The organism is Mesorhizobium sp. 01N446, from assembly GCF_056399285.1.
Map to the genome: position 1 here is coordinate 81,774 of NZ_JBFTRA010000006.1, position 25,687 is coordinate 107,460.

Consider the following 25,687-nt stretch of genomic DNA (forward strand, 5'->3'; position numbering starts at 1 on the left):
CCTGATCGAAACCTTCGGAACCTCCAGTTCCAAAGGCCCGATCGGGTGACCTCGGACCGAGCACGGCGGGCGACATCAGCCGTGCTTCAGCGCCCGCCAATCGTCAGGATGCACCGCACCGGTTCATCGCGGCCCGATCGACTAGAAGTCGCGCTGGAGGCGCAGGACGCCGCCGACACTGTTTTCCTTGTCTGCACCTGTCCAATTGCGATTGTCGACATCACCAAACCTGCCATCGTGAGCATAGTCAACTTCAGCTATGGCAGTGAAGCCGGGAACGATGGTGTAGGCGACGTTTGCAACGACCGCATAGTTCTTGTCGTCGTCGGCAGATGCCTGCAGATTGAACGAGGTCTTCTCGTTGAACCTGTAGGTGCCGCCGCCCCACACCGCCCAGTTACCGCCCCACTGCTTGTAGAAATTGCGGTCGACGTTGTCGTCCGTTCCGTAGCCGGCCATGAGGAACAGCGACAGTTCGCTGGTTGCGTTCACATCGAGGCGCACCTTGCCGACCCACTCTTCCCAGGTGCTGTCATAGGCGCCGACCGCAATGATATCACCCCAACTCTGGGTGTACTTCACCCCGCCGACGACATGCGGCACGTAGCTGTCGATGGTGTCATTGCCAGAAGTTGCATTGTAGAGGTACCGTCCACCATCCGTAACCGCAGCGCCAGCATCACCGGAGCCTTCTTCGAGCGAGAGGACGGCCGAGAAGCCGTTGCCGGCGTCGAAGTTGTACTGGACGACATTGGTATCGAAGCCCCCATAGGGAACCAGCGTGTCCTGGACGACGTTGCCGGCATAGCCGATGAACGTATCGAAGGCGGATTCATCCTTGCCGATCCGTAGCCCCCCGAGTTGGATCCATGCGAAGTTTTGCGTGACGCCGTTGCTCGGAATTGCTGAGCCGAAGGGCAAATTGCCGAAGAAGAAGCGGGTTTCAGTATAAGTCTTCAGCGTGCCGTATTCCGTCTCCTGACCGGTCCAGGTCCTCAGCCCGAAAAGGGCTCGCTTCCAGTATGTGTGCTGCGGATCGCCAGTGAGATGATCGTTCGTCTTCACTCCATCGAGTGAGCCAACGTCACCGACGCCAGCGTCGTAGCGAAGGTAGCCGCCGATGCGCAGGCAGGTCTCGGTGCCCGGGATGTAGAAATAGCCGGCGCCGTATACGTCGCAGACTTTGACATATTCTGCTGGCTCAGGTTCGGCGTCCGCGGCACGCGCGGCAGAAAGCGAGAGCAAAGCTGCAGCTGACCCGAGAAGAAAAGCTCTGATTATCATTGTTGTTCCCCAGTTTGGTTAATTCTCTGGCGTATTCGCCATCTTGCTCTATTTTTTACTTATCAAGCGATGATTTGAATATTTCAGACAACTTTTGATGCGAAATATTTGAGTCGTGTATTCTCCACACGCTGGAGCATGAGGCATGATCCAAAGTTATCTTCTCACCATCTATTTCTGCCGAAGCGATCTCAAATAGATTTTTTCCCTCAGTCCAAGGATGAGTTGATAGTAGAATTTCAAATTCCAGCTCGTTTGATATCTGCCCTTTAACTATATGACAGTCGATGAGTTGATCGACAGGCGTTCCATTTCGCCTCGCTTCAACCAGCAACTCGCTCAATGTTTCTGCCTGGCGTAGGGTATTGGGTCGCGACCGCGCAAACATGAAAGAATCATCAATGATAACTAGAAATGCTTCCTTCGCAGCAGATCCACAGAATGGCGCGCCAGAATGCTGCATTAACTCCAAGGCAATTCTTCTATGATCGCCAGTCTGTCGCCTTGTATAAATTTCTTTATACTGCTCTCCAAGGATCGCTGTAGGATCGCCCTCCTCATAGAGATTGTCGCCAATAATTTTTATGATACCATTGTCCGAGCGAGGATTTGGCGGCCGGAAGTCTATTTCCCTTTTCCATGTGAAATGGTGCCCTTCACCGTAGAGTCTTCCCGCAAACCCTTTCTGCTCCCCAAGAACACACAGCTCATTTTCCGTTAACAGCGTAAGATCATTGGACTTGAAGCCTGGGCGGTCAGCTGGAATTCTCAAATCGATAAAGATCGAGGAGGTTTGGGCCCAAAACACTTGGGTTTCTGCGTCGCAGCGCCCTCCGTCAAATACTATAGAATCGCGCTGCCATAGACCCATGGCATTCTCCGGAACAGTCGTCTCTGATTTCATAGCGCCCTTACAGAAAGCTCACGACGGGATCGAAAGGCGCCCCGCTCTCTCACTCACAACGGCAATCCAAGCAGGCCATTTACTCTCGGTTGGCCTACCTTCAACACTTTGTACCGGCAATTCTTCGCATGTCATTTACGAGAGGCTGAAGAGATCGATCTTACGAGTTCGACTCTTTATTCTGCGGCAGGTGAATTTTACATTGGACTGATGGTAGCCGGGCCGGCGGAAAAACATATGAAGATATTTCAATGTTACCTTTGGCATTCATCAACCTAACGGGTGCTGCCGGAGCGGCCATGTCGGGGAAAGCAGCCGCGCGGGGGCGGGCGACTGTGCAGCTCGCGATGGAGGGCGGCCTTGCCTCACGCATAGACGATCTGAGGCCCCAAGATCAGTTGGCTATTGGCGGTCGCTCTCAAGGAGGTGCTTCAGTGCCGCAAGTTCCTTTTCCAGCATTCCCAAAGACGAGACCCACTCCTCGTCCGACAAGACGTCTTCTCGCGCCAATGTGAAGAGCACGTCGACCCCATCCTGGTTGCGGAGCAGCCGGATCGGAAGCGCATAGCTGAAGGGCTTGTCCAGCTCGGTTATATAGAGATCGATTGCGCCACGCTCGAGGTCTGCTACGACACGAAACCGCCGGGGTCCCATCGTTGTCTGCATGCGATAGGTGTCTTCGTCGATCTTGGTTACAGGGCTGGTGATGTACTCAACTGCCCATTGCGAGAAGCGGACAGGGTCTTTCAAGTATTCCATCACCACCGCGTATGGCCGGGCGATGGTCACCGAACGGGTGCTGCGCACCTGCGTCCACAGTTGGTTGCTGCTCATGTTCTGCCACTCTCTGTTTGTCATGGAAAATACTTGTGAGATGCCGACGTCGGGCTCTTCAAAAAGTGCCTACCGTCATTGGCAAGCCCATTCAAAACAAGCCCGCGGGTTGCTACCGGACCTCGGCCGCAGTTGACTGCGTGACATCCACTGGCTCGCCGGCATCCTTTAAGACAAGCCCTCGGACAAACCCGATGATGAAGACCATTGCGATCACTCCCCAAAGCGTATCGTTGACCATCGGTCCGCGACCAGTGAAGAGCTCCAACTGAGCGATGATCTGCCAGAGCAATGCACTGAGCAGAACAGCCGCGACAGCGGGCGCGACCATAACGACCCACACGCTGTGCCCGCGGCGATTGCGGGCGAAATAGAAGACGATCGCGATACTCGCTGCAATTTCCAGGGCAGGTATACCGATCACCGCAGGCGTGCTTCCCAGCACGAATAAGTCAAAATAGGGATCAGCGTGCAATGCGAGGGTCAGCAGAACGGCACCTGCCGTGATCGCAGTGTGCACCAGGCTGCTGCGCACGGGTCCACCAGTACGAGCGCTCCTGCCGGCGAACCACCGGGGCAGAATCCCGTCGGCACCCATGGATGCAAGGTACCGAGCAGTGGCATTGTGGAATGCGACCACCGAGGCAAACCAACTCGTGATCACCAGGAACTCCGTTATGTGTACGAGCCAAGCACCGACGTAAGTTTCGGTGACTGCGAAGAAGAGGCCTAGCGGATTGCTTTGCGCCAATTCGACCGTTTTCGAGGGTCCGAGCCCGACCACGATCGCCCAGCTTATGACTGCATACAGGACAGCCATCAGGGCAAGCGATCCGACCGTCGCACGCAGAACCGTCCGATGTCGGTCTTCCGACTCCGCCGAATAGATGACAGTCGCCTCGAAGCCGGCAAAGGCAACGACCGCGAGGGCGAATGTCGTCCCGACGGAACCGGTGAATAGCGTCGAGGGTTCGAAAGGAACAAATGTGAGTCCCGCCTCCCCTCCCTTGAGCAGGACGGCCGCCGCCACAACGACGAGAACGGAAACCTCCAGAATGATGACAGCGCCCAAGACCCGCGAGTTGAATTCAGCGTTGAGCACGCCCATGACGCCCATCGTCGCGGTGCCGAGGAACGCCCATACCCACCATGGCGCGTCGATGTGCAGTGTCTCTGCAGCGAACGATTGCGCCAGCAAGGCGAAGACGCCGATGGCTCCCGTGCCAGCGACTGCATAGGTAAGCACAGCGACGAATGCCGCGCCTGTGCCGGCGGGGCGCCCCAGGCCCTCCCGCACGAACTCGTAAAGCCCGCCTCGCTGGCTCGCATAGCGCGCCATTGTCACGTAGCCCACGGCGAAGATCGCGAGAACGACGGCCGTCACGATGATCGCCAAGGCATAAGCCGTGCTGCCTCTGCCGAGCGCCAGTGGTATCGTGCCCACGGTGAAGCCCAAGGGGGCTGCCGCGGCAATCACGAAAAAGATGAGGCTCGCAGCACCAAGTTTATGTTGATCTGGAGATGACATGGGCGGGTCCTTTTTGACTCGGAAATGCGCTCGTTAATGTTGCGGCTGGCAGCATTTGCACCGGCAACCAGCGTCGCCTTAAGCTTTGCCTATGGCACGGGATACCCAGCACCGGACGACATCCGCACAGCGCTTTGTTCTTGAATCTACGGCGTCAACGACAGCCTGCCGTACGGGTCGATCATACCCCAGGTTTGCGAGACACACTGGCCTGGTTGCTGGAGCTTGAAATGGGTCAATTTGGACTCACCGAAAGATTCCAGCGAACCCGCCGACTGCTCGATCCTCGCCCACCCGGACCGCAAAGCGGAAGCGATAGGTATCGGCGCAAAAAGCCCTTCCATGCCTACTGCAGACGGCTCCGCCCTTGTCAATATGACCTCCCAATCGAGCGGATCTCTATGTATAGCGGATCCGTCCCCTCGCTAACCGCCCCGCACAAGCGATCATAGGGGATGTTGGCCACCGACCAGTCGCCTGTCGATCCATTGATCTCCACGTGACGATTGRCAAACCCCGAACATTAGCAACCGTTTGCAGTGCGCCTGGCAAAACTGGTAGCATCCACTTCGTGACGCCCAGCCGGCAAATTTTCGCTGAAGCGGCCTACTCGACAAGGATTCCAATGGGGCATCGCAAAGTGCGGCTCGGCCGCGTTACCGACACCGACATCAGGCTTTTTCGCTTGTTCAAGGTGATCGTCGATGCCAGAGGCCTGGCTGCCGCCGAGGTGGAACTTGGGATCAGCCGATCGACGATAAGCACTCATCTGTCTGATCTCGAGACAAGGCTTGGCATGCGCTTGTGTGAACGCGGTCGCGGCGGTTTCGCTCTGACCGACGCCGGATCGGCGGTATACTCCGCGATATGTTCTTTGATGGACTCACTCGATCATTTTACGAGCGAAATCAACACGCTGAATGATGACCTCACAGGCCAGTTGACGGTTGCCTTGTCCGACAACAACATCTGGAATAGCAGCTTAAAACTGGTTGAGAGCATAACCAATTTCTTACAAGTGGCCCCCAACGTCAAATTGAATCTTCTCATCCTTTCTCCGAATGAAATGGAGATTAAATTGATTGACGGAGAGGTCGATATCGGTCTTTCACCGATAATTCGCAAACTACCCACTTTAGAATATGAAGAGAAGTTCACCGAGTACAGCTATGTATATTGTGGCAATAAGCATAACTTATTTAGCGCAGATGAAGGAGCGCTATCTATAAATGATATATTGGATGGAGATTTGATATATTCAGATTATGTTTCTCATAGTGCGATTAATAGGCCAGAAGATCGCAGCTATATCGTTTCAAATCACCTTGAGGCGGCAGCGATGCTTGTTTTATCTGGAAAATACCTTAGCTTCCTCCCGGATTATTACGCAGATTACTGGGTATCCAGAGGAGAAATGAGGCAACTGAAGCCAACAGCCCTGTTCTCAAAATCGCATTGTGGGATTATCACGCGGAAAGGCAAAACTGTAACACCGACGCAGGCAGCATTCATCAAATCCCTTGCCTTTTAAGACGAAGCTTGGGGCTCAAATGCGTGCGTGCCACGATCTTGGCCGACACCTCATGGACGAGCGCGGCGTGGGCTTTCGAAAAGCGCCTTCTATCCCGATGGCACCATTTACTCTCGACGCAGTGGCATGAGACGGGCATTCTTGTGAATGCTCATTCGGACACTCCGATGGATGCTGGAGCATCGTGGTAACTCCAGTCTCGGGCCAGGTCCGAATTGACAACCTCCCGAGAGCTCGCACCCAGGCTCGCAAATCACGACAACCGAAACCTAAGGTCCTAGTTCTTGCGGCCCTTGCTGACAGGCCCGCAACGCTTCCTGACAGGCCCGCAACGCTTCGGCGGATTGAGCAGCAGCCGTTCCTGACATCATGCCTCGCAATGCCTGGAACGGCGCCCGATGCTCGGCCCGCCGCCGAACTTCAATCCTTGTGTCAAATCAGTCGGCGAAGTGCGTATTCATCCGCACTTGAACGAAAGTGGCTCAAGTCATTCGAACATCTGCCCGAGCCGATTGTACTTTTCCGGGCTGTTGAGCTTGACCCAGTGCACCAAGAGCATGCCGCTCAAGGCAACCACGGCGACGGCTGCTGGGGACAGCATGGACAGACCCCAACTCACGCCGGTCAATTGGTCCATCTGCCAGATTTGCAAGCCAATGCAGCCGATCAATCCGAGGCCGGCCAGACTCGGAGCGACTAGCCGCGACCAGGCACCAACCCCTCGTGCATCCCGCCAGAAATACATAATGACGGCGAGCGACACCAAAGCCTGCGTAAGGAGAACGCCCAAGCCGTAAAAAGGACCTAACCACTGCACGGTCACGAGATAGAAATCCGCACCCGACAGCCAAATGAACACCATCCCCAACCCGACCAGCAACGTCTGCATCATTGCAGCGTAGTATGGAGAGTTGTGCGCGGGGTGCAGCTTCGTCAGGCCGCGCCACAACAAACCGTCGCGTGCAAGCGCATAGATGTAGCGATTGAGTGCATTGAAGATGGACAGGCATGTTGCGAACAAGCTTGTCATCAAAAGAAGGTTCAACGCAATTCCGGCGACCGGTCCGAGCTTGGCGTTGAAGAGATCGGGGATCATGAACAGCAGCCTGTCTACCGGGAATGAGGCCAAGCCTTTTTCCCCGTAGTAGCTTGAGATCGCCCAGGTCGAGGCCGTGAACACGAGGGTGATAACGATGACTGCCAGATATGTTGCCCGTGGAATTGAGCGTTCGCGATCGCGCGTTTCCTCACGGTATGTCACGGTGATGTCGAAGCCCACGTAGCACAGAGCGATGTATGCGAATGCAATACCCACCCCAGGCGCAAAAACGTGGCTTGGCGAAAAGGATGCCGCGCCCAGCGAGCCGCTGACAACGGAGTGACCGCCAACCACGAAGACCATCAGCAATAGGATGGCGATTTCGGCCATCAAGCAGATCCCTAGGAGTTTGGCCCCGAATTCGATTTTGCGCACGCCGCAAAGATAGAGGCCGAGGAGGAACGCGATCGAATAGACCCAAGCCGGTACGTTGGCCCCGCCGTATTGGACGACCATGTCGTTGAACAGGATGCCGAAGTTGCCGACGGATGAGAGGTTCGCAATCAGGAACGATGCGATCATCAGAATGAGCCCAGCACCGGCCCAGGTCCGGTTCAAGCCGGCTGCTATGAAGGTGTAGGACCCGCCGGCACCGCCAAGGAAGCGGCTCATGGCCGTAAAGCCGGAGGCATAGACTAGATATAGCAGGCCGATCAGAACAAACGCTCCAGGAACGCCGATGCCGTTGCCGAACACGAAGATGGCCGGCGCCACCACGACTATGCTGAAAAGCGGCGCATTCATCGCCATAACCGAGAAGAATATATCCTTCGTCCCAAGCGTATTCTTACGCAACCGCTCAACTTGATGTTTGGCACTTCCCGACAGGTGCGTCAGGTTATCTTCGCCGACTACCTCACTAGACATATATCCCTCCCAATGGCGACTAATCTTCTATTTGGTTTGCTGGCTACCTATCTCGCCCCTACCGCGCCGGTTGAACGGCTATCGGTGCGACTAGAGCTTTTCCCCTCGGCGCAACACGCCACGTCGCATCAAGAATGCGGACTTGTTTTTTGAGGCTTCAGCAACCCTGAGAGCCCGGCCCCTCTTCCTCGGCCACGCTCAATGGCCTTGGGGCGCGCAGTCTGCTGCATCAAAAGCACATAGACGATGGCATGTTGATCGACCTTAGTGGCAGCAGGACGCGAGCAATATGAGAGGATTTCAACATTGCCGTCGACATTCCTTGATCTAAAGCGATCCCCGAAACCCATCAGTGGGCTACGGTCCCGTTTGCGAATTTGGCTCATTTCGACGTCCGGGATTTGCTAGCACGATGGCGAACCGCGAGGTGAATCGATCTTGTCGCCGTCGCACGAGGCAGCCCAAGAGAACTTCTGACCTCCTAAAGACAGCTGGACGTCTTCCATCGCTCAATCGATACGGATCGCGATCTTGCCGAATTGGCTCCATGTTCGAGGCGATCCAGCGCCGCGTGAACGTCGGCAAGCGCGTAGGTGCTATCAATGACGGGCCTGATCTGGTGGTGACGTGCGAACTGAAGCAGATCATGGATTCGCCGGCACCCGGTTCAAGTGTCGGCAGGCCGCAGGGTTTGAGTAAACCGGGGTTTGCCGTGAGGGTCGAAGCGACCTTGCACGACCCGAATTGAGACATCGGAGACGGATAAGCCCTCCCAAAAGCTGACCTGCTCGAAGCTAATCTTCTTCGAGCCCTGTCAAACCCGGTGCATTTAGATCAACGGGTGCGTCACCTACTAGGACTAAAAGGTCCTGCTGCAGACGATCTAACGCCGGCCCACCGATTTTCCGGGCCCAGGCGGCGCGCAGTTGCTCGAAGATTACCTCCCCCTGCTGCATAACCTCGTGGCCCATGGGCGTGACAGTCAGCAGTTTTCGCCTGGAATCTGTCGCATCTTCCATTCGCGCTACATAACCCCGCTCTTCCAGCAAACCGATAACCTTGGCGGCCGCCTGCTTGGAGATCGACAAGCGGCGTCCCAAATCGGACGCGCTATTGGCTCCGCCGGCGATAGCCCGCATGGCAAACTCCTGGCTCGGCCGAAGCTCTGGATATCCACAACGTATCAATTCGGCCCCGGCGCTGTCCGCCAACTGACGGAAGCCGCCCAGAAGAAGCAATGCGAGATCAGCGCCTTTCCTGCTCATGCAATTTCACTGCCACGATCGGGATAAAAAGACAACCAGCATGTCGATTTTTATTGACAATCGACAACCTAGGTGTCTATCTGGGATTAAGACAACCAAGTTGACCATAAAGGAATATGAAAATGACGCAATTGACTATCCCCGAGGTCGCCCACCATCAAGTGTCTCTCAAAGGCACGAACTTCCATTACGTCTCTGCCGGCAATGCTGGCTCACCTATCCTGTTGGTCCATGGCTGGCCGGAAACCTGGTGGACCTTCCATAAGGTCATTCCGGCTCTGGCCAAATCCCACCGTGTCTTTGCCGTTGATCTCCGTGGCTTCGGCGCATCCGACATTGCCCAACCCGGGGACAGCAGCGCCACCATGGCCGAAGACCTGCATGCGCTGATCGCGCATCTCGGCCATGGTCCGGTCCATTTGGCGGCTCAGGACTTCTCGGGTCCGCTGGCCTTCCGGCTTGCAGCCACGCAACCGCAGGATTTGCTAAGTTTCATTGCCGTAGAAACCGGCCTGCCCGGCTTTGGCTTGGAAACATTGGCCAATCCGATAATCGCCTGGTATTTTGGCACGCTCGCGAAGAAGGGTGCGGCCGAGCGCTTCTTCAAAGGGCGTGAAACGGAACTGCTGACCGAGTTCATCTTCACCCCGCCCACGACAATTTCCACGGCCATCGGTGCAGTCGATATCGCCGAATTCGTCCGTGGCTATGCTCGAACCGGCGGCTGGAACGGCGCTCAGGCCATCTACAACAGCAATCTGCGTGAGGTCGAGGAGTACAAGGCTCTGGTTGCCGCGAATCCGCTGGCAATGCCTGCGCTGGCAATCGACCAGAACGGTTCGAATTTCACTGCCCTGTCGTTTGCTCCCGCTGCGCCGGGTAAGCTGAGGACGCAGACCATCGCGGATACAGGTCACTATATCGCCATGGAGGCGCCAGCCACCCTCGCGTCGGCGATGCTGGCGTTCATCGAGGAAATCGACAAGACTAGCTAATAAACTCGGGAGGCGGCAGTTCACTGGGAAGATAACGCAAAAGCTATCGGTCCGCTTCCCACCCCGGATTTGACGGTATCCGATAGGCACGAGCGTCTTGGGAGACGGGCGGATGGCTTCTGTTTCCTTGCCACTCAAGGCCGCTGCCTCTGCGGGAAACAACCTCAACTTTCGTAGAGGTTTGAAGTTGATTGCCAGCCGCTCAATGTAGCTTGAGTCTTGGTCGGACGACCTGGTTGACGTGGCCAACCAGAATGAGGGCGAATCCCTTCAGCCGGCCGTGGATGGCCAGCAGGTGCATCCGGTAGAGCGACATGTAGACCATTCTGGCCAAACGCCCTTCAACCGCCATGCGCCCCCCGACCAAGTTCCCCATCAAGCTGCCAACCGTCGAGAAGCGGCTCAGGGACACCAAAGACCCCCTGTCACGGTAAACGAACTGCTCCAGGGGTTTCTTCGCAATCAGATGGAGGATGTTGCGATACACGGTCGATGCCATCTGATGTGCGGCCTGGGCTCTCGGCGGCACCGGCCGGTCCTGTCCGGGGGATTTGAAGAAGCAGCAATCTCCGAGCGCGAAAATCCTTTCGTCGCGTGTCGTCTGAAGCGTGGGAAGTACCGCAAGCTGCGTGCTGCGCGTTACCTCCAGCCCGTCGATATTGTGTAGAACTCCTGGTCCTCGTACCCCAGCAGCCCAGACGCTGATGTTCGAATGAATCTCTTGCCCGGACGCGGTCCTCATGCCTGTCGCGGTCGCCTCTTTCACGGCCGTATTGGGCAGAACTCGAACCCCAAGGGCCTCAAGTTCCTTGTGAGCCGCTTTCGCCAAGGTTTCAGGCAGGGCTGGCAGAATTCGCGGGCCTGCCTCGATCAAGGTTACCCTAAGGCGGGTCTCGTCAAAGACCTCGAGCCCATAGTGCTTGAGCGCCGATGCGGAATTGTAGAGTTCTGCCGCGAGTTCCACGCCCGTCGCACCTGCACCCACAATGGCGACGTCAACGAACGCTTCCGTTGAGGGGGTCACCGACATAGTCCTCGACACGCGAAGGCAGTGGTTCAGCAACTTCAGCCGGAACCGATCCGCCTGGGCACGATTTTCGAGGAAGAGACAATTTTCCTTGACGCCTGGAGTGCCAAAATCGTTCGAAACAGATCCGACGGCGATCACCAGATAATCGTAGCGAACAAAGTGTCGCCCGATCAGCTCAGATCCGTCCTCATCGAGAATAGGCGCGATCGTGACTTTGCGTGCAGCCCGGTCCACAGACTCCAGCGAACCATAGAAGAACCGGTAGCCCCAACGATGCCCGTGGCTGCGATAGCCGACTTCGTCGAGGTTCGCATCAAGAGCCCCGGCAGCAACCTCATGGAGCAACGGCTTCCAGATATGCGTGTGGTTCTGTTCGATGAGTATGACATCATATGCCTGGCGGCCGAGCTTTGCCCCCAGACGTCGAACCAGTTCGAGCCCACCAGCCCCACCACCAACGACCACGATTTGGGTTTTCATCACTCGCCCTTGAACGTTACGCCGTGCCGAAAGACAGCGGACTGCATGCACCGACAAAAGCGACGCGATTTCGACTTGAGGCGTTCCTGCCGCGGCCCACTTTCAAGCAGGCGGTGGACCTTCCTGATATTGCGGAACAGTCGGGTCATCCGTGAGCCACGGCAGTTCGTGCGACATCCATACGTTCATCGTGACGCGGACGCCTGGATCATCGTCTAGCGTGGCGGCACGCAGAACGACGAAGGGACGGTCGGGATATTCGGCATAAATATGCGCGCCGCAGCCTGAGCAGAAATGCCTGAACTTGCCCGGAATGGATTGATAGGCGGTCAACTTGTCGGCGCCCGCCGTCAGCTTGAAATTCTCGCGACTTACGCGCGCGGCGGTGTTGCGCTGGGCGGCATGGGTCTTGCGGCAGGTCTGGCAATGGCAATGCCACAAGCCGCCATCGATCGCCGCCACCTCATACTGTACCTGTCCGCAATGGCATCCGCCCTTCAGCATATCGTCATCTCCTTTGTCTTGGCTTTCGCCGAGCCTTTCCAGTTTGTCATGCGTCAGGCAATTCCGCCGAGGCAGACATATTTCATCGTCAGATAGTCATCGAGACCGTAACGCGAGCCTTCGCGTCCAAAGCCCGATTGCTTGACGCCCCCGAATGGTGCGACCTCTGTCGAAATCAGCCCGGTGTTGACACCGACCATGCCGTACTCAAGCGCTTCCGCGACCTTCCAGATCTGGCGCATGTCCTTGGCGAAGAAGTAAGCGGCCAGTCCGAACTCTGTGTCGTTGGCGAGCCTGATTACTTCTTCATTCGTCTCGAATCGGAAAATTGGCGCGAGCGGAGCGAAGGTCTCCTCGCGGGCCACCAGCATGTTCGAAGTCACCCCGGTTAGCAGCGTGGGCTCGACGAATGTGCCGCCCAACGCATGGCGCTGCCCACCGACGACAACCTTGGCCCCCTTGGCGACGGCATCATCGAGATGTTCTTGCCATTTGCCGACGGCCTTTTCGTTGATGAGAGGACCAATCGTGACAGAGGGAGCGAAGCCATCACCGACCTCGAGGGAAGCAACCCTCTCGGTCAGACGTCGCACAAAGGCATCATGGATGCCGGCTTGCACATAGATACGATTGGCGCAGACACAGGTCTGACCCGCATTGCGATATTTCGATAGCATCGCCCCTTCAACGGCCGCTTCAAGGTCGGCGTCATCGAAGACGATAAAGGGAGCGTTGCCACCAAGCTCCATCGACAGCCTGAGCACCTTGTCGGCGGCCTGCGCGATCAGCTTGCGCCCGACTTGCGTGGAGCCGGTAAAGGTCAGCTTGCGCACGAGATCGTTGCCGCAGACCTCGCGGCCGAAAGCGGCCGCAGCGGTGGTTGGCAGGACGCTAAACAGCGCCAGCGGAATGCCGGCCCGTTCTGCGAGCACGGCCAGCGCCAGGGCCGAGAGCGGGGTTTCGGCGGCCGGTTTGAAAACCACCGCGCAGCCCACGGCAAGAGCCGGCGCCACCTTTCGTGCAACCATCGCATTCGGAAAATTCCAGGGCGCGATTGCGGCGACGACACCAACCGGTTGCTTCAGCACGACGATACGCTTGTCCGACTGGTGGCCAGGGATGATATCGCCGTAAACGCGCTTGGCTTCCTCGGCGTACCATTCGACATAGCCGGCGCCATAGGCAACTTCGCCTTTGGCTTCGGCCAGCGGCTTGCCCATCTCGGCCGTCAGGATCGTGGCAAGATCGGCCTGATTGATCATGATCAGATCGTAGAGCCGACGCAACGCGGCAGCGCGTTCCTTGGCTGCACGCGCTGCCCATGCCACCTGCGCGGCATGCGCCGCCTCGATGGCGCGCCGAATCTCGGTGATTCCGCAATCTGGAACCGTAGCCAGCCGCTCGCCTGTTGCCGGATTGTAGACATCCAACGTTCCGCCACTCTCGGCGGCGTCGACCCATGAACCGGCGACGGCGGCAGCTTCCTGAACAAGAGCCTTGTCGGCAAGTCGATCGAGCAGGGATCGTGCGATAGCCATATGATCACTCTCTGGAGAAGTCAGATCTGATTGCGGATATGCGGTAGGCGCGCATAGACGGCGACCATCGGGACGATCAGCAGTCCGATCACCGCTTGCTGAGCGGCAAATCCAAGGCCCATACCGACCAGAAGCGACGTGAGGACAGTCAGGACGAGCGCGCCAATCACAGTCGCGCCGTAGCCGCCCGCACCGCCAAGCAGCGAAGTGCCTCCGATAACCACGGCGGCGACGGTGCTGAATAGATAGGGATCGCCGACGCCGACATAACCGCCGCCCGAGAACCCAAGCAGGAGAATGCCTGTGGTCGCGGACATGGCGCCGGAAATGCCATGCAACCACATCCAGGTGCGCCATTCCGAAACCTGCAGCCGGGCTGCGGCCGTGCGGCTGCCGCCAAGCGCATAGACACCGCGGCCGAACCATGTGTTCTTCATCATCCAGATCAGGAAGGCGCTTGCGGCAAGCCAGATGATCACGACGGGCGGTATCGGCATGCCGAAGGTCTTGCCGTTGAAGGCAGCGAGATTGGTCAGCCAAGGGGGAACCGCAACGAAACTGGTCCCTCCGAATTCGGATCCATAGGAGACGTAGATTTCCGTCGCGCCGACGACAGCAAAACCAACTCCAAGCGACATGATCAGGGATTGCCCCTGCAAGCGCAGGCTGAAAAGCCCGTTCATGCACCCCACTGCAAGGCCAAGCCCCACGATGATGATGATCGCTGCCGCGGGAGGCAGGCCGTTGTTCATCAGCTTTGGAAGCAGGATATTGGCCGATCCGATCAAGAATGGGATGGACAGATCCAGCCCGCCTAGCAGCGCGACGAGGGTTTGGCCCATCGATGCAAGCCCCAGGAACGCCGCAAGCAGGAGGATCGAGCGTGCGTTCTGGACCGACAGAAATCCAGGAACCAGCACCGAACCCACGACAAGCAGGCAAAGCAGAAGCGCCGCGCCGATGGCGATCGCCCGGTTCGCCTTGACGACCGCACGCAAACCGAAGGCCGAAGGTTCGTTGACGCTGATTGTATCGGTCATGACTGCGGTCCTATCGAGTGGAAGCGCGGCTGACGGCCAGCACGTTGACAAGCAGAGAGACGACCAGGATCACCCCGAAGGCCATCTTCGTAGCCGACCCCGAAATCATTTCGAACCGGAAGGTCGCCAGGAGGTTGGCGATAAGGAACATGTTGAGCGCGCCGAGAACCGATCCAACGGCCCCGCCTCGGCCGCCGCCGAGGCTCGCGCCTCCGAGCACCAGTGCCGTCACGGCTTGCAGTGTATAGTTGGCGCCCTGGGTGGGGTCGCCAGAAGAAATGAGCGCGGTATAGCAGACAGCCGCGAGGCCGATGAAAACGCCGCCAAGCAAATGCGCGCCAATGCGAACTGTTTCAGTTGGCACACCCGCAGTGTAGGCCATGCGTTCGTCCGCGCCCGTCAGCCGAAGATGGCTGTGAAACCTGGAGCGCCTGAAAACGAACCACAACACGAAAGCTCCAAGCAGGATGAAGCTGACGGGTGAGAGCAAAGTGGTGCCGGCGCCCCAGCTCATCATCCAGTCCGGCGCCAGTCCGCCGGGACGTTGCGTGATCATGAGGTTGACGCCCGACAGGATCAGGTATCCCGACAGGGTCACGATAATCGGAGCCACCCGGACGTAAAGAATTACGAGAGCCTGCAGAAGCTGCCACAGGGCGCCCATCGCAATCGCCCAGCCGAAGATCGCAAGCGGATTGGTGAAGCCGTATTTCGACAGCCACATGACCAGCGTTACGTTGATGAAGCCCATGGCGGGCCCGACCGACAGATCGACCGATCCTCGACCCGCCATGACGATCGGGGTCAGCGCCATGGTGCACAGGATAAGGGGGGCGGCGACCAGTACTGCTCCGGCCAGGCCGCTGACGGCGAACAGGTTGGGGCTACGGATTATGGCCAGTATGATCAGCACGACAAAAAGCGCGGCCGGCACGGTGAGATACCGGTTCTGCGACAAGAGGTTCGTCATCGCGCGGGTCATTGGGCAGCCTCCTCGATCTCGAACGACACATGCGCATCGCGCGCCTGCCCGAACATCGCAGCCAGCATGTCGTCTTCGGCGATGGCCGCACCGGAGAGCGACCTGAAAATAGTGTGATCGACGAAGACGTCGACCCTGTCGGCAAAGCCGACAAACTCCTCGATTTCTGAGGAGAGATAAACCACGGCGCCGCCTTCGTCGGCAAAGCGCCGAAGTTCGACGTAAAGATCGCGCTTCGTCCCAATGTCGACGCCGCGAGCGGGATCATTCAGGATGATCACGCGTGGCTTGCGCGCGAAGGCACGGCCGATCAGGATCTTCTGCTGATTGCCGCCGGACAGCGATGTGATCTTGTTGGAGGGCGGCCCTGTCTTGATCCGCAGTCGTTTGACCTCACGGTCGAACGACTGCGCCAGGCCGGAACGGCGTATAATTCCGAATGGCCCCAGATTCTGCCTGTAGATACCGATCGCCAGATTCTCGTAGATGCTCTGGTCAGGGAAGATGCCCTCGCGTTTGCGGTCGCCTGAAACATAGGCCACCCCCAGTTGCTCCGCGTCGCCGAGACTTGCCAGCGGCTGTTCACGGTTGTCCTGGCTGATGATGCTGGGTACGCCCGCTTGCGGCGGACGAATTCCCGCAAGCGCCCGCAGGAAATCGTCCTGGCCGTGTCCGTCGAGACCCGTCACACCCACGATCTGGCCCGCGTCGACGGAGAAATTGATCGGAGCGGTTCCCTTGGACAGCTCGATGCCCTTGACGGAAACAACCGGAGCGGCGGCCTTGCGCTTCATCTGGGTGACGGCTTCGGCATGCCCTGCGTGGCGGTTGCTGGCAGTCATCATGGTCACAAGATTCTCTTCGGTGATGCTTTCCTTCTCCAGCACACCGACGGCTTCCCCGTCGCGCAGGACCGTTGCGCGGTCAGCGATGCGCACGAGTTCGGCGATCCGGTGCGTGACAATCAGGATGGTCGCACCTTCGGTGCGCAGCCGGGCAATCTCGGCATGCAGCCGCACCGTCGCATCCAGATCGAGAGCTGCCGACGACTCATCGAGAATCAACACCTTCGGTTTGCACAGGATGGCCCTGGCGATGACGATCCATTGCCTGATGTTCAAAGGCAACTGGTCGACCGTCGCCTGCAGATCGACCGGCGCGCCGACAAAGCGATCCATCAGATCCTGAGCATCCGCGACCCGGTCAGCATGGCGCGCGGTGGCGCGGAATAGCCGGTCGCGGCCGACATAGAGGTTGTCGAAGACCGAGGCTCCATCGGCGACAAGGATTTCCTGGAAGATTGTCGCAAGACCGGCATCCCGCGCCTGGATAGGCGTGCGCGGAGCGCGGCCGAGAATCGTCACGTCACCCTGATCGGCGATAAGCACCCCCGACATGATCTTTGCCAGAGTGCTCTTGCCCGAACCATTTTCTCCAACGATCGCGTGAACCTCGCCCGCCCGCGCTTCGAAATCGACTGCTCGCAGAGCGCGGGTCTCACCGAAGGACTTCGATACCGATTTCACGCGAACGGTAACGATCTGATCTGTCATTTCCGTTTCCTCTTGCGGACAAAACCGCGAGGGCCGACCGGAAAGGTCGGCCCTCAAAGTCATCAGTCCGGTCCTATTTCTGCTTCCAGGCCAACGGATCTTCGGGCCGGTCGAAATGCGCGGCGGCCGCTTCAGGCGTCCACCAGGCATTGTTGAGTGGCTCCACCCAATCCGTCGAATTGGGATCGCAATTCTCCGGCAACTGCGCCTTAACGTCGTCGATCGTGTAGGGGATGACCGGACGCAGGATGGACTGCATCTTGGGTCCCTGCCCTTCGAGGGTGCGCATCATCACATCCCAGACCAGACGCGCGTCGGCGCGCGGCGGCCAGAAATGGAAGCTCTTGTCGATGAAGTCAGGGTTCTTGCGCCAGTAGCAAGCCGCCGACGCTTCCCCGCCCAGTACAATTGGCATCATCGGACGGCCAGATTGCAAAACAGCGTTGACCACGCCGTTCTCGGAAGCCGATTGGACAACGATGCCGTCAATTTGACCGGGGTTGGTCGCAAGAAATTTCTGAACTTCTGTTTGTGCGACCTGGTCGGTCCAATTTCCGTTGACGTTGCCGGCGAGCGTGATGCCCGGATATTCACCCAGAGCCTGCTTGGCACCGATGTCGAAGCTGTCCGAGGAGGCAAAACCCGGAATGCCCGAAACCAGAAGCACGTTGCCTTTGCCGCCAATTTTTTCCGCCAACCATTTGGCGGAGGTGTAGCCACCCTGGGTCTGATTTTCAGACGCGGTCATGGCGTATGGCGACGTGACATAACCGGAGAACGAGAACACCGGGACGCCCTTGGAGTGTGCGTATTCGATGGTCTGGTTGATCGCCGTCACGTTTGAGCAGCAGATGATGATCGCGTCGACACCGTCATCGACCATCTGCCGCATCTGCTGGATCTGCGTCGCGTCCTTGAGGTCCGACTGGGTCACCACCAGTTCCGACACCAGGCCGGCTTTCTGATAGGCAGGCAAGAGGACGTTGTTGAATTCCTCGAGCACGTTCTTGCGCCAAGTGTTGCCGGCGTAGGTCGAGGCATAGCCGATCTTCCACGGCGCCTTTTTCTTCGGCACGAAGTCGCGGAACGGGCTTACGCCTATCGGCGTTTGTGGGTCGACCATTTTGTAAACGGCCTGCTGATCGGCCGGAAGTTCATCCAGGCCCGCGGCGAATACTGGCCCTGCAAGCAGGGCCGCGGCGCCGAGAGCCGCAATGATGGCGAGCTTTCTCATCATAGTTCTCCTCTCCTCATTTTGATTTTGCTTTGATTTCTGCCAGGATCGGCAGCAGGTATTTCCGGAACTCGACGTAGTTCTCGGTCACCGGGAAATGGCCAAGCTTTTCCATCACCCAGAACTTTGACCCCTTCACCAGATCGGCCAATTGCTTGGTTTCCGCGGGTGACGTGTTGGGATCGTATTCGCCGGTCAGCATGTAGAGCATGCATTGCGACGTATCGATCGCACGCGCCTCATCATGGGAGACGTTGTGATCGTAGTAATAGTAATAGAGATCGCCCGCGAATATCCCAGGCCCCCCGCAGGAATACTCCCACTGGATTTCGCGCACATTGGCTTCAGGCGAATAGGGCGAGATGTTCAGCATCATCGCGGCGCCAATCGAAGTGCGGTTGACGTTCGGGTTGTCGAATTCCTTGCGAATGCCAGCCATGCCGACCTCGACATACGCGGCTGCCGATCGCAGTGCGCCTTCGACGGCAATCGTCGCGCGGTAGCGATCCGGATGGTTCGAAGCGAGGTCCACCGCGAGATGGCCGCCCATCGAGCTGCCCATGTACACCGGGCGCTCAAGCCCGAGCGCCTCTGACAGCGCATTGGGAAACGCCATCATCCGGGCCTTCGTCATGTTGTATTCGGTTTCCCACCACCTGACGCCATGCGGCGGCAGTGACTTACCGTGGTATGGCAGGTCGAAGGCAATGATGCGGAAGTCCCTGGTGGCCTCGGGATCGCAAAGAAGACTGCGATACTGCCGGCCGTCCGAGCCGGCCGTGTGGCCGACGATCAGCGGGATGCCGGCGCCCGCTTCCTCGAAGTAGACGCGGTATTCGATGCCTTCGACGGTCAGGTAAACATAGCGGCCGGTGATGGGATCAAGCCTTGCCATGGCTCAGCTCCTCCCGCTCTTGACGGCACGCATCAGCGTCGTCAAACGGTTCAGGGCTGGCAGATAGGCAAAAGTCTCGTCCGTGCTCGACAGCGCCATTCCGTGACGAACGGCGGCAGATTGGAGACACTGATAAAAGGGCTTTGGCCTGTCTGCGAGTAGGGCGTCCCACTGCTCGATGGTTCCACCTGCGGAGATGACATGCTTGCCACCAGGCGGGCCGCCTATGCCGGTCAGTTTGCCGTCCTGGAATTTCAGCGTCGTCGTATCGGCGCCGATGGTCACCGACAGGGTGCCATTCAAGTAGCGGGTCTCCCGACAGAATTCGAAGTCGGCCCGGGCAGCATCTAGCAGCCGGCTGATATCGACCAACATTGGACCCTCCCCTGTTGTGGAAATCAGGGAGGCACCTCTCGGCCGCCTCCCCGGTCCCGACGGCCTATTTGCGCAGACCAGCCTGCTTGAGCAGCGGCATCACACGTTCGTTGAAGAAGGGCAGCTCTTCATTGTAGTCGACCATCGTCAGCAGAACGCCATCGACGTCGGTCTTCTTCAACTTGACCAGGCCGTCGGCCACCTGTTCAGGGTTGCCGACCAACGGATAGCCGCCCCAACCGGCGATGAACCGCTCCTTGAACTTCTGGTACATCTCGGCGGAGTGGTTCTGCGACTGCACCTGAAGAACGGTCGCGATGTTCTCGCAGGCTTCCCAGTCGCCCTTCTGCTTGACGTAGTAGTCGTAGTAGTCCCAGGCCTCTTTCTCCGTCTCCCGCACCACGACCGGACAGGCAGTGAACGTGCCAAGTTTCTTCTTGTATTCCTTGAACGCGAGATCCTTGGCCTTCTTCACCCAGGCGGCACCGATCTCCATGTCCTGCATGAAACCAAAGCTGAAATCAGTGTGTTTGGCGGTAAAATCCAGCCCCTTGCCGGAAGCGCCGGCGCAGATCAGCACCGGACGGCCGGCCTTGTTGTAGGGCTTGGGCTCGCTGAAAGCGTCGTTCACCTTGAGGAAATTGCCGTCGAAGTTGACCCCATTGCGCTGCCACAGCGCGGAGATGATGCTCATCCATTCATCTGCATAGTCGTAGCGGGTGTCGTGCTCCATCATCGGGCGACCGAACATTTCCATCTCCGGCGTGAACCAACCCGTCACCAGATTGAGGCCAAAACGACCCTTGGAGATGTGGTCGATCGTCGTTGCCATCTTTGCTGCCACGATAGGGTGCAAGGTCGGCACATGGGTCGTCGAGAAGAACTGGAGGTTCGTGGTCACGGCCGACAGGGCCGCGGCCCAGGTGAACGTGTCCATATTGGTGCCGTTGAAGTTTGTCGGCCCGCCGAAGCCGCGCCAGCGCGCGATCGGCACCATGCATTCCCAGCCGGCCGCCTCCAGTTGGCGCGCGATCTTCACGTTATGATCGAAGGTCGGCTCAAAAGTCGTCTCGGCCATCGTAATGGCGCAAGCACCCGAGCAATTTGTTCCGAACACGCCAAGTTTTAGCGCGTTGTCGTTAAACATCGGATTCCCGGCTTCGCGGAAATGATCTTGAATATCCATTTTTTACTCCAGAGTTCTCTCAAAATACCCCGCCGTTATGAATCCATTTCGGCGAACACCTCTTGCGCCACACGAAAGCTGTCGATCGCCGCAGGAACACCGCAGTAGATCGACACCTGGAGGAAGACCTCGCAGATTTCGTCCTTGGTGAGCCCATTGGTCAGCGCACCGCGAACGTGGAGCTTCAGCTCGTGGGGGCGGTTGAGCGCTGAGATCATCCCCAGATTGAGAAGCGAGCGTTGCTTGCGTTCCAACCCTGGACGGTTCCAGACCGCATCCCAGCAATATTCCGTCACCAGTTCCTGCATTGGCCAGTTGAAAGGAGTGGCCTTGGCGATTGAGGCGTCCACATAAGCGCCGCCCAAAACCTCGCGTCTTGTGTTTAGGCCATTGTAAAAACGTTCAGACAGTTCCAGGCCATCGGGCGATTTGATCTTCGCATTGGTCGTCATTAGGTACTCCTTTAGAAGAATATTGATTGCCAATCATCGTACGGAACGGGTCTGGCATGGATCTTTCCAGGTAGATTGGCTGAGCGTGCAAACCGGCCATCTTCGTAGAGCAGCGGCGAGACTTCACTTCGAACCGCTATACTCGTGACGCGCCCGAAAAATACGTCGTGGGACCCCACGGTCGCCATTCCGGATACATCGCATACCAGCGCCGCCTGTGCGTCCGCGAGGACCGGAATGCCGTCGCAATCTTCCCAGGCCCCATGATCGAACCTGGCTTCATCCTTCAGCTTGCCGCTGAAGATGGGCACCAGATCCGCATGCGAGAGATGGAGAAGATTGACCGCAAACCGCTTGCAGTCCTGCAGGGGTGCACTGATGCTGGCGCTCTTGTTGATGCAGACCAAAAGGGTTGCCGGATCCGCGGTGACGGACTGCACGGCGGTCGCGGCCATGCCGATCCGCCGACCGCCGTGGGCCGTCGTTATCAACGATATGGTTGATGTCAGCCGGCGCATCGCCAGCTTGAAGTCAGCCACCAGATCGCCACTCGCGATGTCGTGCACCTGCTCCTCCCCAGAGCTAAATTGCTTTCTCCTAAAAAGCAGATTGTCTGCTAATCTGTCAATATCTTTTTCTCATATTGACAGATTGTCTGATAGTTTCATTATGGACGACATCAGCTGTCGAGGAGTCAAGCGCCCGTGCAGGAGTGTGGCCTAAGCGGCAACGTGCCCCACCTCTTCGACCTTCCTGACGCCGGTCCGACCCTCGGCACTTGTGCTTTCCGGTACTCGCGCTGGCCAAGGGACTGTTTGGTGAAAGAATTGTGCTTCGGCCTCACCCCGAGCAGGGGAGAGCCCGGACACAGGTTTGCTGGGAGCGAGAATGGCAAAGCCTGACAATGCGGACGTTTTTGACTATGTGATCGTCGGAGGCGGCACCGCGGGATGCGTCCTGACAGCCCGCCTTAGCGAAGCTGGGTACTCGGTCTGCCTTCTGGAAGCAGGGCCGCGCGATATCAATCCATTGATCCATATCCCCGCGGGCTACATCAAGAACATCTACTCCAAGACGCTGACGTGGAACTTCACGTCCGAACCCGGACGCGGCGTGGACGGCCGTTCATTTTCCCTGCCCCAGGGACGGGTTCTCGGCGGATCGAGTTCCATAAACGGACTGAATTACGTGCGGGGACAGGCGATCGACTACGATCAGTGGGCGCAGGCGGGGAACCCGGGCTGGTCCTATGAGGAGATACTGCCGTTCTTTCGTCGCTCGGAACGCCGTGTCGGCAAGAGCGATTCCCGTTACCGGGGCACAGCGGGGGAATTGCCGATTACCGATCTCGACTGGCATCACCCGGTGAGTGACGCGCTCGTCGATGCCGCCGAGTCGATCGGTGTTCCACGCAATCCTGACTACAACGGCGAGACACAGGAAGGCGTTGGCTACTTTCAGCGCACCATCTACCGGGGTTGGCGCGTGAGTGCGGCAAAAGCCTTCCTGACCAAGGCGCGCAAGCGACCCAATGTGTCTATCCGCACCAACACGCACGCGACCCGGATTATCATGCAAGGCAAGAAGGCAACCGGTGTTGCGTACTTTGAGGGGGGTCGCAACGGCCGTCGTGGGCAAGTGCTGGCTCGCCGCGAGGTGATCATATCAGCGGGCGCCCTCAACACGCCGAAACTGCTCCACCTTTCCGGCATCGGCCCTGCCGACGTTCTGGGCGCGGCCGGCATCGAGGTGCACCACGCGCTTTCGGGCGTCGGCAGCAATTTACGCGACCACTACGCCGTGAGGATGGTCTCCAGGATCAAGGGCATCAAGACCATCAACAATCTGGTGCAGGGACCTGCCCTCTCGATCCAGGTCCTGCGCTGGCTGGTCGGCCTGCCAAGTCCGCTCGCGATCAGTCCTTCACTCGTCTATCTCTTCTGTCGGTCCCATCCTGGACTGGACAGGCCCGACCTTGAATTTGCCTGCGCGCCGGCAAGCTTCCGGGAAGGCGTGGTCGGATTGCTCGATGTCCACCCCGGCCTGACGCTCGGCGTCTGGCAGCAGCGCCCGGAGAGCCTCGGCTATGCGCATGTCCGCAGCTCGGATCCGTTCGCGCCACCGGAAATCCAGCCCAACTACCTGACCAGCGAGATCGACCAGCGCGCCCTTCTGGGTGGGATGCGTGTGGCGCGCCGGTTATTCCGTTCCGCGGCGTTGATGAAATATGTGGAGGCCGAAACCTCGCCGAAACCGGATTTGCAGTCCGATGACGAACTGCTGGCATTTGCCCGCGAGAAAGGCACCACGGTGTATCACATGATCGGCACGGCGCGGATGGGGCCGGCAGAGCGGTCAGACAGCGTGGTGGACCATCAGTTGCGTGTCCACGGCATCGAGAATCTCAGAGTGATCGACGCATCGATCATGCCAAGCATGCCGTCGGCCAACACCAACGCATCAACGTTGATGATCGCCGAAAAGGGTGCCGACATGATCATACGGGGCCAAGGGGCCATGCTCGAGCAGCGATTCTCGGCGGCATGAGCACCATGGGGCAGCGTTGGAACGATGCTTCCGCGCGCTACGCCACGGCCGCCCAACCAGCCTTCGAGGCCGGCCGGGATGCTGCGTTTCGGCTTGCCGGACTGCTCATCGCGGCGACGATGGGGTCGCGGCACATGCTGGACCTTCCGCTGAGAGCAGCGGCATTGGAATCACTGCAAAGCGCCGGCGACTTGTTCTCTTCCCTGGTCCCGACACCGCGGGTCGAGCATTTCCATTTCCATCTGCAACGTGGGCTCGATGATCTGCGAATGGCGTTTGCCGCGACGGACGCGGAACTTGCCGGCAAAGCGGGGGCGGATCCGTTCGCGGTTCTGCGCGCCGCCTGGTCGCATATGGAAGCCGCATCGCGCGCGCTTCCCGGATTCGAGACGGTGGATTTCAAACAGTCATGCTGCGCCTGGCATCAGGCGCGCCTTGCCGAAAACCAGGGAGGTTTCAATGGCGGATTACTCGATATGGATTCTTGAGTTTGCGTGCGTCCCCGACGCCCCGACGAGTTCTCTCATATTCGGGCGCCATAACGCCGGCACCGAGAAGCTCCCATACGCTTACACCTTGCTGCGTGGCCGGGGACATACGATTCTATTCGATTGTGGGCTGAATGCCGCCGCACACGGCCTGGAATTCGTGCAAAAATACAATGTCTCGAACTGGGCTCATCCTCGTGACGTTCTGGCCGAAGTCGGCGTCACCCCCGAGCAGATCGATCATGTGATCCTGTCGCACGCGCATTTCGATCATATGGGAGGACTGGAACTGTTTCCGAACGCCAAGTTCTTGATCCAGAAGGAGGAACTCGCCGGTTGGGTCAACGTCATGACGATGGACCGCAAGTTCCGGTGGCTCATGGGCGCGACCGACCCTGGCGACATTATCCATGCGGTTCAGCTTGCCCGCGAGGGCCGTTTGATCGGCATCGATGGCGATCAGGACGACGTTCTGCCCGGGATCGACGTCCGCCTTGCTCGCGACACCCATACTGTTGGATCGCAATACATCATTGTCCGCAATGATGGCATGCCGAACAGCGAAGACCGCTACATCTACACTGGCGACCTGATCTATCGCTTTGAAAACCTCCATGGAGGTGAGCCCCACGACCCGAAGATCCTGCCCAACGGTCTCTCATTCGGTGACTACACAAAGATCATCCTGGCCACGGACCGGATCCTCAACGATGTCTCCGGTGACGCCAAGCGCATCCTGATCCCGCACGAAGGGGCCATGGTCGATCTATATCCATCTCGGACAACATCGCGTGGACATTACATTGTCGAGGTGGCACTCGCCGACGGTGACAAGTCAACACTATAATAGGCTCTATTGTCGACTGTCAGGATCCACCGTCTGGCCGAACCATGCGTCCGCCGTAGCGCTACCGGGTCATGCCACCCAAAGAACAAGCGAACTGCGCGGCAGACGGCCAAAATAGCACATTGACATTCCGTGCAGTTTTTGGATACCTTATGGCATCTGAGTGAGTTTCCAAGCTCTGGATCCTGTCGACGCAAGCCCACGACCGGATCTAGCCAGCCTAGTTGAC

24 protein-coding genes are annotated in these 25,687 nt (G+C 58.3%); 6 read left to right on the plus strand and 18 right to left on the minus strand.

Annotation, left to right across the window (positions count from 1 at the left end; translation table 11 throughout):
- Nucleotides 1-141 precede the first annotated feature (141 nt).
- The 4 genes from AC1DPX_RS22030 to AC1DPX_RS22045 form a co-directional block, all read right to left on the minus strand.
- Nucleotides 142-1,284: a porin gene (locus AC1DPX_RS22030; RefSeq protein ID WP_477239576.1), complete on the minus strand. Its 1,143-nt coding sequence runs from the start codon at nt 1,282-1,284 to the stop codon at nt 142-144.
- 55 nt (nt 1,285-1,339) lie between these two features.
- A complete protein-coding gene (locus AC1DPX_RS22035) occupies nt 1,340-2,188 on the minus strand; it encodes a hypothetical protein (protein ID WP_477239577.1) in 849 nt (282 codons plus the stop codon).
- Nucleotides 2,189-2,590: 402 nt separating this feature from the next.
- Entirely contained in the window at nt 2,591-3,022 is a 432-nt protein-coding gene (locus AC1DPX_RS22040) for a hypothetical protein (protein WP_477239578.1), read from the minus strand.
- A 112-nt stretch (nt 3,023-3,134) separates the two neighbouring features.
- Nucleotides 3,135-4,550 (minus strand): APC family permease, encoded by a 1,416-nt coding sequence (locus tag AC1DPX_RS22045; protein WP_477239579.1) that lies wholly within the window; start codon nt 4,548-4,550, stop codon nt 3,135-3,137.
- 571 nt (nt 4,551-5,121) lie between these two features.
- Between AC1DPX_RS22045 and AC1DPX_RS22050 the strand changes: the two genes are divergently transcribed.
- Nucleotides 5,122-6,081, plus strand: a complete 960-nt coding sequence (locus AC1DPX_RS22050) for a LysR family transcriptional regulator (RefSeq protein WP_477239580.1) — start codon at nt 5,122-5,124, stop codon at nt 6,079-6,081.
- Nucleotides 6,082-6,568: 487 nt separating this feature from the next.
- Here the strand turns inward: AC1DPX_RS22050 and AC1DPX_RS22055 are convergent, their stop codons facing one another.
- Nucleotides 6,569-8,047 carry an APC family permease gene (locus AC1DPX_RS22055; protein WP_477239581.1) on the minus strand — a complete coding sequence of 493 codons (1,479 nt, stop codon included), beginning with the start codon at nt 8,045-8,047 and terminating at the stop codon, nt 6,569-6,571.
- A 547-nt stretch (nt 8,048-8,594) separates the two neighbouring features.
- On the opposite strand from AC1DPX_RS22055, the gene AC1DPX_RS22060 reads away from it, so the two are divergent.
- A complete protein-coding gene (locus AC1DPX_RS22060) occupies nt 8,595-8,795 on the plus strand; it encodes a hypothetical protein (RefSeq protein ID WP_477239582.1) in 201 nt (66 codons plus the stop codon).
- A gap of 46 nt (nt 8,796-8,841) precedes the next feature.
- Here the strand turns inward: AC1DPX_RS22060 and AC1DPX_RS22065 are convergent, their stop codons facing one another.
- A complete protein-coding gene (locus AC1DPX_RS22065; protein WP_477239583.1) occupies nt 8,842-9,312 on the minus strand; it encodes a MarR family winged helix-turn-helix transcriptional regulator in 471 nt (156 codons plus the stop codon).
- A 122-nt stretch (nt 9,313-9,434) separates the two neighbouring features.
- Here AC1DPX_RS22065 and AC1DPX_RS22070 point away from each other — a divergent pair, with 122 nt between their 5' ends.
- Nucleotides 9,435-10,307 carry an alpha/beta fold hydrolase gene (locus AC1DPX_RS22070; RefSeq protein WP_477239584.1) on the plus strand — a complete coding sequence of 291 codons (873 nt, stop codon included), beginning with the start codon at nt 9,435-9,437 and terminating at the stop codon, nt 10,305-10,307.
- 202 nt (nt 10,308-10,509) lie between these two features.
- Here AC1DPX_RS22070 and AC1DPX_RS22075 read toward each other — a convergent pair whose 3' ends face one another.
- The 12 genes from AC1DPX_RS22075 to AC1DPX_RS22130 form a co-directional block, all read right to left on the minus strand.
- Complete coding sequence (locus tag AC1DPX_RS22075) at nt 10,510-11,817, minus strand: NAD(P)/FAD-dependent oxidoreductase (protein WP_477239585.1); 1,308 nt, start codon at nt 11,815-11,817, stop codon at nt 10,510-10,512.
- Between the two features lie 102 nt (nt 11,818-11,919).
- Complete coding sequence (locus AC1DPX_RS22080) at nt 11,920-12,321, minus strand: GFA family protein (protein WP_477239586.1); 402 nt, start codon at nt 12,319-12,321, stop codon at nt 11,920-11,922.
- Nucleotides 12,322-12,374: 53 nt separating this feature from the next.
- Nucleotides 12,375-13,859, minus strand: coding sequence for an NAD-dependent succinate-semialdehyde dehydrogenase (locus AC1DPX_RS22085; RefSeq protein WP_477239587.1), 1,485 nt, complete (start codon nt 13,857-13,859; stop codon nt 12,375-12,377).
- 20 nt (nt 13,860-13,879) lie between these two features.
- Nucleotides 13,880-14,899, minus strand: coding sequence for an ABC transporter permease (locus AC1DPX_RS22090; RefSeq protein WP_477239588.1), 1,020 nt, complete (start codon nt 14,897-14,899; stop codon nt 13,880-13,882).
- Between the two features lie 10 nt (nt 14,900-14,909).
- Nucleotides 14,910-15,881, minus strand: a complete 972-nt coding sequence (locus tag AC1DPX_RS22095; RefSeq protein ID WP_477239589.1) for an ABC transporter permease — start codon at nt 15,879-15,881, stop codon at nt 14,910-14,912.
- Complete coding sequence (locus tag AC1DPX_RS22100; RefSeq protein ID WP_477239590.1) at nt 15,878-17,434, minus strand: sugar ABC transporter ATP-binding protein; 1,557 nt, start codon at nt 17,432-17,434, stop codon at nt 15,878-15,880. Before AC1DPX_RS22100 ends, AC1DPX_RS22095 begins: the two co-directional genes overlap by 4 nt.
- A gap of 73 nt (nt 17,435-17,507) precedes the next feature.
- Entirely contained in the window at nt 17,508-18,671 is a 1,164-nt protein-coding gene (locus tag AC1DPX_RS22105; protein WP_477239591.1) for an ABC transporter substrate-binding protein, read from the minus strand.
- Nucleotides 18,672-18,684: 13 nt separating this feature from the next.
- Complete coding sequence (locus AC1DPX_RS22110; RefSeq protein ID WP_477239592.1) at nt 18,685-19,563, minus strand: alpha/beta fold hydrolase; 879 nt, start codon at nt 19,561-19,563, stop codon at nt 18,685-18,687.
- 3 nt (nt 19,564-19,566) lie between these two features.
- Nucleotides 19,567-19,938 carry a hypothetical protein gene (locus AC1DPX_RS22115; protein ID WP_477239593.1) on the minus strand — a complete coding sequence of 124 codons (372 nt, stop codon included), beginning with the start codon at nt 19,936-19,938 and terminating at the stop codon, nt 19,567-19,569.
- A gap of 64 nt (nt 19,939-20,002) precedes the next feature.
- Nucleotides 20,003-21,124, minus strand: a complete 1,122-nt coding sequence (locus AC1DPX_RS22120; protein ID WP_477239594.1) for an LLM class flavin-dependent oxidoreductase — start codon at nt 21,122-21,124, stop codon at nt 20,003-20,005.
- A gap of 35 nt (nt 21,125-21,159) precedes the next feature.
- A complete protein-coding gene (locus AC1DPX_RS22125) occupies nt 21,160-21,576 on the minus strand; it encodes a carboxymuconolactone decarboxylase family protein (RefSeq protein ID WP_477239595.1) in 417 nt (138 codons plus the stop codon).
- 11 nt (nt 21,577-21,587) lie between these two features.
- Nucleotides 21,588-22,142, minus strand: coding sequence for a flavin reductase family protein (locus AC1DPX_RS22130; RefSeq protein WP_477239596.1), 555 nt, complete (start codon nt 22,140-22,142; stop codon nt 21,588-21,590).
- Between the two features lie 322 nt (nt 22,143-22,464).
- Between AC1DPX_RS22130 and AC1DPX_RS22135 the strand changes: the two genes are divergently transcribed.
- The 3 genes from AC1DPX_RS22135 to AC1DPX_RS22145 are packed head-to-tail and all read left to right on the plus strand — an operon-like array spanning nt 22,465 to nt 25,458.
- Complete coding sequence (locus AC1DPX_RS22135; protein WP_477239597.1) at nt 22,465-24,123, plus strand: GMC family oxidoreductase; 1,659 nt, start codon at nt 22,465-22,467, stop codon at nt 24,121-24,123.
- Nucleotides 24,120-24,611 (plus strand): hypothetical protein, encoded by a 492-nt coding sequence (locus AC1DPX_RS22140; RefSeq protein ID WP_477239598.1) that lies wholly within the window; start codon nt 24,120-24,122, stop codon nt 24,609-24,611. The genes AC1DPX_RS22135 and AC1DPX_RS22140 overlap by 4 nt, the downstream gene beginning before the upstream one ends.
- A complete protein-coding gene (locus tag AC1DPX_RS22145) occupies nt 24,583-25,458 on the plus strand; it encodes an N-acyl homoserine lactonase family protein (protein ID WP_477239599.1) in 876 nt (291 codons plus the stop codon). The genes AC1DPX_RS22140 and AC1DPX_RS22145 overlap by 29 nt, the downstream gene beginning before the upstream one ends.
- Nucleotides 25,459-25,687 lie beyond the last annotated feature (229 nt).

Excerpts from the sequence above, each read along its gene's own strand:
- AC1DPX_RS22030 (WP_477239576.1), bottom strand. The coding sequence starts at position 1,284 with ATGATAATCAGAGCTTTTCTTCTCGGGTCAGCTGCAGCTTTGCTCTCG.
- AC1DPX_RS22035 (WP_477239577.1), bottom strand. The coding sequence starts at position 2,188 with ATGAAATCAGAGACGACTGTTCCGGAGAATGCCATGGGTCTATGGCAG.
- AC1DPX_RS22040 (WP_477239578.1), bottom strand. The coding sequence starts at position 3,022 with ATGAGCAGCAACCAACTGTGGACGCAGGTGCGCAGCACCCGTTCGGTG.
- AC1DPX_RS22045 (WP_477239579.1), bottom strand. The coding sequence starts at position 4,550 with ATGTCATCTCCAGATCAACATAAACTTGGTGCTGCGAGCCTCATCTTT.
- AC1DPX_RS22055 (WP_477239581.1), bottom strand. The coding sequence starts at position 8,047 with ATGTCTAGTGAGGTAGTCGGCGAAGATAACCTGACGCACCTGTCGGGA.
- AC1DPX_RS22060 (WP_477239582.1), top strand. The coding sequence starts at position 8,595 with ATGTTCGAGGCGATCCAGCGCCGCGTGAACGTCGGCAAGCGCGTAGGT.
- AC1DPX_RS22065 (WP_477239583.1), bottom strand. The coding sequence starts at position 9,312 with ATGAGCAGGAAAGGCGCTGATCTCGCATTGCTTCTTCTGGGCGGCTTC.
- AC1DPX_RS22070 (WP_477239584.1), top strand. The coding sequence starts at position 9,435 with ATGACGCAATTGACTATCCCCGAGGTCGCCCACCATCAAGTGTCTCTC.
- AC1DPX_RS22075 (WP_477239585.1), bottom strand. The coding sequence starts at position 11,817 with ATGAAAACCCAAATCGTGGTCGTTGGTGGTGGGGCTGGTGGGCTCGAA.
- AC1DPX_RS22080 (WP_477239586.1), bottom strand. The coding sequence starts at position 12,321 with ATGCTGAAGGGCGGATGCCATTGCGGACAGGTACAGTATGAGGTGGCG.
- AC1DPX_RS22085 (WP_477239587.1), bottom strand. The coding sequence starts at position 13,859 with ATGGCTATCGCACGATCCCTGCTCGATCGACTTGCCGACAAGGCTCTT.
- AC1DPX_RS22090 (WP_477239588.1), bottom strand. The coding sequence starts at position 14,899 with ATGACCGATACAATCAGCGTCAACGAACCTTCGGCCTTCGGTTTGCGT.
- AC1DPX_RS22095 (WP_477239589.1), bottom strand. The coding sequence starts at position 15,881 with ATGACCCGCGCGATGACGAACCTCTTGTCGCAGAACCGGTATCTCACC.
- AC1DPX_RS22100 (WP_477239590.1), bottom strand. The coding sequence starts at position 17,434 with ATGACAGATCAGATCGTTACCGTTCGCGTGAAATCGGTATCGAAGTCC.
- AC1DPX_RS22105 (WP_477239591.1), bottom strand. The coding sequence starts at position 18,671 with ATGATGAGAAAGCTCGCCATCATTGCGGCTCTCGGCGCCGCGGCCCTG.
- AC1DPX_RS22110 (WP_477239592.1), bottom strand. The coding sequence starts at position 19,563 with ATGGCAAGGCTTGATCCCATCACCGGCCGCTATGTTTACCTGACCGTC.
- AC1DPX_RS22115 (WP_477239593.1), bottom strand. The coding sequence starts at position 19,938 with ATGTTGGTCGATATCAGCCGGCTGCTAGATGCTGCCCGGGCCGACTTC.
- AC1DPX_RS22120 (WP_477239594.1), bottom strand. The coding sequence starts at position 21,124 with ATGGATATTCAAGATCATTTCCGCGAAGCCGGGAATCCGATGTTTAAC.
- AC1DPX_RS22125 (WP_477239595.1), bottom strand. The coding sequence starts at position 21,576 with ATGACGACCAATGCGAAGATCAAATCGCCCGATGGCCTGGAACTGTCT.
- AC1DPX_RS22135 (WP_477239597.1), top strand. The coding sequence starts at position 22,465 with ATGGCAAAGCCTGACAATGCGGACGTTTTTGACTATGTGATCGTCGGA.
- AC1DPX_RS22140 (WP_477239598.1), top strand. The coding sequence starts at position 24,120 with ATGAGCACCATGGGGCAGCGTTGGAACGATGCTTCCGCGCGCTACGCC.
- AC1DPX_RS22145 (WP_477239599.1), top strand. The coding sequence starts at position 24,583 with ATGGCGGATTACTCGATATGGATTCTTGAGTTTGCGTGCGTCCCCGAC.